This is a genomic window from Cyanobium sp. N5-Cardenillas (assembly GCF_024345515.1).
In the GTDB taxonomy this organism is placed as follows: domain Bacteria; phylum Cyanobacteriota; class Cyanobacteriia; order PCC-6307; family Cyanobiaceae; genus Cyanobium.
The window spans coordinates 1-5,283 of sequence record NZ_JAGQBG010000207.1; the positions used below are offsets into that span (position 1 = coordinate 1).

Annotated in this window: 10 protein-coding genes; 4 read left to right on the top strand and 6 right to left on the bottom strand. The window is 69.5% G+C overall.

What is annotated here, in order from left to right; translation table 11 throughout:
• The coding region (locus tag KBZ04_RS13995) for an alpha/beta family hydrolase (protein ID WP_254992514.1) at window positions 1–644 on the bottom strand (644 nt) is incomplete at its 3' end.
• An 11-nt stretch (window positions 645–655) separates the two neighbouring features.
• On the opposite strand from KBZ04_RS13995, the gene KBZ04_RS14000 reads away from it, so the two are divergent.
• Entirely contained in the window at window positions 656–1,207 is a 552-nt protein-coding gene (locus tag KBZ04_RS14000; RefSeq protein WP_254992516.1) for a hypothetical protein, read from the top strand.
• Window positions 1,208–1,246: 39 nt separating this feature from the next.
• Here KBZ04_RS14000 and KBZ04_RS14005 read toward each other — a convergent pair whose 3' ends face one another.
• On the bottom strand, window positions 1,247–1,672 hold the full coding sequence (locus tag KBZ04_RS14005; protein WP_254992517.1) for a type II toxin-antitoxin system VapC family toxin: 426 nt from the start codon (window positions 1,670–1,672) through the stop codon (window positions 1,247–1,249).
• Window positions 1,669–1,968 carry a type II toxin-antitoxin system Phd/YefM family antitoxin gene (locus tag KBZ04_RS14010; protein WP_254992518.1) on the bottom strand — a complete coding sequence of 100 codons (300 nt, stop codon included), beginning with the start codon at window positions 1,966–1,968 and terminating at the stop codon, window positions 1,669–1,671. The genes KBZ04_RS14005 and KBZ04_RS14010 overlap by 4 nt, the downstream gene beginning before the upstream one ends.
• Before the next feature lie 68 nt (window positions 1,969–2,036).
• On the opposite strand from KBZ04_RS14010, the gene KBZ04_RS14015 reads away from it, so the two are divergent.
• The 3 genes from KBZ04_RS14015 to KBZ04_RS14025 all read left to right on the top strand — a co-directional run bounded on the left by KBZ04_RS14015 (window position 2,037) and on the right by KBZ04_RS14025 (window position 3,218).
• A complete protein-coding gene (locus KBZ04_RS14015) occupies window positions 2,037–2,297 on the top strand; it encodes a hypothetical protein (protein WP_254992519.1) in 261 nt (86 codons plus the stop codon).
• Between the two features lie 79 nt (window positions 2,298–2,376).
• Window positions 2,377–2,745 carry a UPF0175 family protein gene (locus KBZ04_RS14020; protein WP_254992520.1) on the top strand — a complete coding sequence of 123 codons (369 nt, stop codon included), beginning with the start codon at window positions 2,377–2,379 and terminating at the stop codon, window positions 2,743–2,745.
• Window positions 2,709–3,218: a DUF3368 domain-containing protein gene (locus tag KBZ04_RS14025; RefSeq protein WP_254992521.1), complete on the top strand. Its 510-nt coding sequence runs from the start codon at window positions 2,709–2,711 to the stop codon at window positions 3,216–3,218. Before KBZ04_RS14020 ends, KBZ04_RS14025 begins: the two co-directional genes overlap by 37 nt.
• Window positions 3,219–3,222: 4 nt before the next feature.
• On the opposite strand, the gene KBZ04_RS14030 is transcribed toward KBZ04_RS14025, so the two are convergent.
• The 3 genes from KBZ04_RS14030 to pstS all read right to left on the bottom strand — a co-directional run.
• The gene (locus KBZ04_RS14030; RefSeq protein WP_216910599.1) at window positions 3,223–3,534 is read right to left on the bottom strand and encodes a chaperone modulator CbpM; all 312 of its coding nucleotides are present in this window, start codon (window positions 3,532–3,534) and stop codon (window positions 3,223–3,225) included.
• Window positions 3,527–4,507: a DnaJ C-terminal domain-containing protein gene (locus KBZ04_RS14035; RefSeq protein WP_254992522.1), complete on the bottom strand. Its 981-nt coding sequence runs from the start codon at window positions 4,505–4,507 to the stop codon at window positions 3,527–3,529. The genes KBZ04_RS14030 and KBZ04_RS14035 overlap by 8 nt, the downstream gene beginning before the upstream one ends.
• Before the next feature lie 33 nt (window positions 4,508–4,540).
• Window positions 4,541–5,283: phosphate ABC transporter substrate-binding protein PstS (gene pstS / locus KBZ04_RS14040; protein ID WP_254992523.1), on the bottom strand; the 743-nt coding region annotated here is incomplete at its 5' end.

Here is a 5,283-nt window from a genome sequence, read left to right on the forward strand (position 1 = left end):
TCCCGCACAAACCGATCGCTCCACGCCACCGCCGTCGCCCAGTACTCCGCCTCGCTGAGGCCCGAACTCCGGGTGGGCTTGAAGCTGTGGTCCCCACTGGGGATCCAGCCCAGCTGCACCGCCGCCGAGAGGCTGTAGGTCTCCACCTCCTCGCGCCGCCCGAACGTGTCGCGCTCCCCCTGCAGGATCAGGGTGGGCGTGCGCAGGGCGGCCAGGTGCTCGGTGCGCAGCTGCAGCGGCTTGCCGGGCGGGTGGAAGGGGTAGCCCAGGCACAGGCAGCCCCGCACCCCGTCGCTGGCGGCCAGGTCATCCACCAGCAGGCTGGCCACCCGCCCGCCCATCGACTTGCCGCCGATGAACAGCGGCCGCTGCGGGCTCTCGCCCGTCTCCAGCCGCACCTGCTGGCGGAACGCCTCCTGCAGCACTGGCATCCGCTCGGGCCCCTGGCGGCGGCCTGTCTCGCGCATGCGGGCCATGTAGCCGAACTCAAAGCGCACCACCCGCCAGCCCGCCGCGGCCAGTCCGCCGGCGATCGCCGCCATGAAGGGGCTGTCCATCGGTGCCCCGGCCCCATGGGCCAGCAGCACGGTGGCCGGCGCGTCGTCGGGGCCGTCGATCAGGCGGGGGTCGGAGCTGCTGCCCATACAGTCAGACCATGACACGCCGGATCGGCCACACGCTGCGTCGCGCTGCACGGCTTGGGGCCATGGGGGCCATCCTGCTGCTGGCGGCCGGATCGGCATGGGCCGATGGGCGCGGACCAAGCCCGGTGCTCCGCCTCGACGGGATCGGCCCGTTGCGTCTCGGCATGGGCCGGGCCGAAGCCGTCGCCACGGGCTGGCTCTCCGATCCGGGCCCCGGTTGTGAGCTCGGCGGGCCGCCGCGGCCTGTTGTCTACAGGCTCAAAGGGCCCAAGGCGCCGGCGGGAATCGTCGGCACGGCCCAGTTCGAACGGGGCACGTTGCGGGTCTTCGCCTTTTCGGCCGGTGTGCGGACGTCGTTCGGGGTCGCCATTCCCGGCGGCACCGTGGGCGATCTGCTCAAGCGCGCGCGCGCCGCCGGCCTCTCCGCCACCTCGGCCTACGACGAGACCTTCGCCGGGCGGTTCGTCACGGTGAATCGGGGCGGCCAGCAGGTGCTTGGGGCGTTTGCCACGAAGAGCGCGATCGAAACGATCGCGGTGCCCTACGTGCCTGTCTGCGAATAGCCGCCTGCTCGTTTCCGTTTCGCCCCAGGCCGGCCCATCTCAAACCAGCACGTCCAGCCGCATCAGAGCGGCCGCCTGCCGCAGGCGTCGGTCGAAACAGGCGAAGCTCACCGGCTGATCGCTGCTGCGATCCAGTTCATGGGCGGCCGCCAGCTGGACACTGTCGTAGCCCCGCAGGGCGAAGCCATCGGCGAAGCGCCCGGCCGTTTCAACCAGCCGCTGGGTCACCTCCACGATCGTGCAGTGCTCCCAGCTCAGGATCAGTTGCTGGCGGGCCTGTTCCAGCGCTTCGGCGTCCTCAGGGTGTTCCCGCTGCCGACGGGCCAGGCCCGCCATCGCCTCCGCCCAGGTGAGGCGGCACACCGCCAAGGCCTCAGCCTCAAGGCTGGCCTGGAGCATCCGATCGGAGCCCGGCTCGCTGATCAGCAGCTTGATCAGCGCACTGGTGTCGCAGAAGAGGATCACCCCTGACCCCGATCCTCCAGCACCATCTCACTGACGCTTTTGCCGACGCCGCTGAGAGAGACCGGAGGGGGGAAGGCAGGCTTCTGGCCGCTCCAGCTGACGAGGCCGGCATCCATCGCCGCCTGCAGCGGATGGGTTGTGCCCGGATCCGCTGTCCTGACAGCGGTGATGCGGGCGATTGGCCTGCGGTGGGAGGTGACCTCCACCACTTCACCGGACTGAGCGCGAGCCAGCCAGGCGGACAGGTGGGTCTTCAGCTCCCGCACCGACACCTGATTGGCGACCACATCAGCCATGGTATTTGGCATTGCTGTGACCACATTAGGTCGGCTGGATGCAGAATCCATGGGCCTGCCTCCCCGCCATGGGCGCGATCCTGCTCACCGTTGTCACCGTGCTGCTGGGCTACGGCCTGGGCAAGGGCGTGCCCCGCCTGGTGCAGGGCTCGGGCCGCCTGGCGCGCCGCTCCCGCTTCAGCCAGCTGGCCTTCGGGTGCCTGCTGCTGGTCCCCTGGCTGGTGGGCATCGTTCTGCTGGTGCAGATCCCCCTGAACTTCGGGCTGCTGCTGCCGGCGATCGGCTATGCGGCGGGCATGGCCTGGGGGCGTCGCAAGGTGGGGCTTTAGCTGGGCGCACCAATCGGCCCCTGGCTCAAGCCCCCGGCAAAAGGCCATAAGATCGTCCTGTCCGTTCTTCCCTGCGGCGATGGCCATGCGTGCCGTGAGCGTCAGCGGCCTCAAGAACAATCCGTCTGAGGCCCTGCGCCAGGCCAAGACCGCCATGGTGGTGGTGCTGAACCGCGACCACCCCGATGCCCTGCTGGTGGGCCTTGACCAGCAAGGTCTCCTGCAGGCGCCGGGAGTGAGGCCAGCCCTGGCGACGGCCCTCTTCCGCGACGGCGAGCTCTCCCTGGCCAGGGCCGCCCGCGTGGCCGACATGGACACCGCCACCTTCATCGTCCATCTCTCGCGACTCGGCATCGCGGCGATCCGTCTGACGGAAGCCGAAACCCGCGCCGATCTCGACACCCTGGAGCAGTGGCTGCAATCGTCATCAGCGACGCCAGCCCCCTGATCGGCTTGGCCCAGGTCAACGGGATCGGCTGGTTGCGGGAGCTGTTCGGAACCGTGCTGCTCCCCGCCACCGTGGCCGATGAGGTGCTCACCGGCAGATTCACCGCCCAGGAGGCGCTGATCACCGCTGCGATCAAGGCCGGCTGGCTGGAGGTCATAGCGGATCAGCCGCAGGGGCCGGAGTTACCTGACCTCGACGAAGGCGAAGCGGCCAGCATCCGCCTGGCCCTCTCCAGGCCAGGACCGGTGCTGCTGTTGATCGACGAACGGGCCGGCCGGGCGGTGGCCCAGGAACTTGGCCTGAAGGTTGCGGGCACCGCTGCCGTGATTGGCATGGCCCGTCTGCGTGGCCTGATCCCTCCAGCCCGGGCCGTGTTTGGAGAACTGCATCGCAGCGATTTCCGCATTACTCCGGCCGTGATCACCACCGTTCTGAAGCGCTGTGGCGAGATCGACGACGACTCCGCCAGCTGAACCCTCACCGCGGCAACTGCGATTCCAGCTCCCGCAGCCGCCCTTCGAGGGCCTCGATGCGCTCCAGGTAGGTGAGGGCCAGGGCCATCCCGGAGACGTTGAGGCCGAAGTCGTCGCGCAGACGGGCGGCGCGGCGGGCCAGGCGCACGGTGCGGACGTGGAAGGTCCAGACCGGCGCGTGCTGGGCGCAGCGGAACACCCCGAACTGCACCAGTTCGATCACCTCCTCGTGGCCCAGACCCGAGGCGGCCAGCAGCTCCTCGAGGGCCACAGTGCACCCCTCGTCGTCGTCGGGGATCAGCAGGTCGTCAGCCATCGGTGGAAGGTCCTTCGAGGTGGTGGCGGGGGCTAAAGGCGGAGGCTTCGGCGAGTTCGCGGTACAGCGCCTGCTCCCGTTCGCCGATCTTTTCGGGCAGCACGATCTGAATCACACCGTAGAGATCGCCCGCCCCCTCGCGCCGCTGGGGCAGGCCCTTGCCGGCCAGGCGCAGCTTCTGGCCGCTGCGCATCCCCGGCTTCAGGCTCACCGCCACCGGTCCATCGAGGCTGGGCACGTTGATCTCTGCCCCCAGGGCCGCCTCCCAAGGGGCGATCGGCAGCTCCAGGTAGAGGTCGTGGCCCACGGCCTTGAAGCGCGGATGGGGCGCCAGCCGCACCTCCAGATAGAGATCGCCGGGGGCACCGCCGGCGATGCCGTCGCCCCCCTTGCCCGGCACCCGCAGCCGCTCCCCCTCCACCACGCCGCGGGGCACCCGGATCCGGCCGCTGCGGCTCTGCTTCTCCACCCGGCCATCGGCCCCCAGCACCGGAACGCTGAGCGAGAACGACACCTCCGTCCCCCGGGCGGCTTGCTCCAGGCTCAGCTCAGTGGCCACCTCCACGTCCTGGCCGCGGATCGGGAAGTCCGCCCCCGGCCGCCGGGGTCCGCCGGTGCCGCCACCGAAGCCGCCGAAGCCGCCACCACCGAAGCCCATCCGTTCGAACAGGTCGGCCAGCTCCACCTCCTGCTGACTGCCGCCGCCGCGCGAGAAGCGGCTGTCCCATTCCGGTGAGGGATGGAACTCTTCGCCGGGGCCGTGGCGGCCGAGGTCGTCGTAGGCCTGGCGCTTCTGGGGATCGGAGAGGGTCTGGTAGGCCTCGCTGATCTCCTTGAAGCGCTCCTCGGCCCCCTCCTCCTTGGCCACATCGGGGTGGTACTGGCGCGCCAGTTTTCGGTAGGCCTTCTTGATCTCCTCGGCGCTGGCCTCGCGGTCGACCTCGAGGGCCGCGTAGTAGTCCTTGAACTTCATCGCGGCGTCCCCGCCTGGGTCGCGGGCACCGGATCAGCCCTTGATCTTGGCCACCTCCTCCTTGACCCGCTTCAGCACGTCGCCGGTGAGGGGGACAAAGCCCAGCTCCGCCGCCTGCTGCTGGGGGCCTTCCTCCAGCGCCCACAGCAGGAAGGTGCGCATGGCTTCCGCTTTGTCCTCTCCTTGTCCGCTCTGATAGGCCAGGATCCAGGTGAACGCCACGATCGGGAAGCTTTCAGCTCCCGCCGGGTTGCAGTCCTCCCCACCGAGACGCTCGTCGAGGGTGACGTTGTTCAACGCTGCCGCCCCCGACTTTGAATCCGCCATCACGAACTGTCCGTCCTTGTTCTGCAGCGCCGCCGGCTTGACGACCCCGCGCAGGAACGCCTGATTCACGTAGCCGAGCGAACCGGGGGTGTTCTGGATCAGGCCGGCCACCCCCTCGTTCCCCCTGGCGCCCAGTCCCACAGGCCATTGCACCGATTTGCCGACGCCCACCCTCTTCTTCCATTCCGGCGAGAAGCAGGCGAGCGAATTGGTGAAGTTGAAGGTGGTGCCGGCGCCATCGGAGCGGTGCACCACGGTGAGGGGCCGGGCCGGACAGCCCAGGGCGCTCCAGTTGGTGATCTTGCCGAGGAAGATGTCGGCCAGCTGGGCCTGGGTCAGCTTGAGGCTGGGGCAGTCGGGATTGTTGTAGGCCGGGCTGATCGTGCCGCCCAGCATGGGAATCTGCACGGCGCCGCGCTTGCCGGCCATGCCCTCCTTGAAATTCGCAG

Excerpts from the sequence above, each read along its gene's own strand:
- KBZ04_RS14000 (WP_254992516.1), top strand. The coding sequence starts at position 656 with ATGACACGCCGGATCGGCCACACGCTGCGTCGCGCTGCACGGCTTGGG.
- KBZ04_RS14020 (WP_254992520.1), top strand. The coding sequence starts at position 2,377 with ATGGCCATGCGTGCCGTGAGCGTCAGCGGCCTCAAGAACAATCCGTCT.
- KBZ04_RS14010 (WP_254992518.1), bottom strand. The coding sequence starts at position 1,968 with ATGGCTGATGTGGTCGCCAATCAGGTGTCGGTGCGGGAGCTGAAGACC.
- KBZ04_RS14015 (WP_254992519.1), top strand. The coding sequence starts at position 2,037 with ATGGGCGCGATCCTGCTCACCGTTGTCACCGTGCTGCTGGGCTACGGC.
- KBZ04_RS14030 (WP_216910599.1), bottom strand. The coding sequence starts at position 3,534 with ATGGCTGACGACCTGCTGATCCCCGACGACGACGAGGGGTGCACTGTG.
- KBZ04_RS14035 (WP_254992522.1), bottom strand. The coding sequence starts at position 4,507 with ATGAAGTTCAAGGACTACTACGCGGCCCTCGAGGTCGACCGCGAGGCC.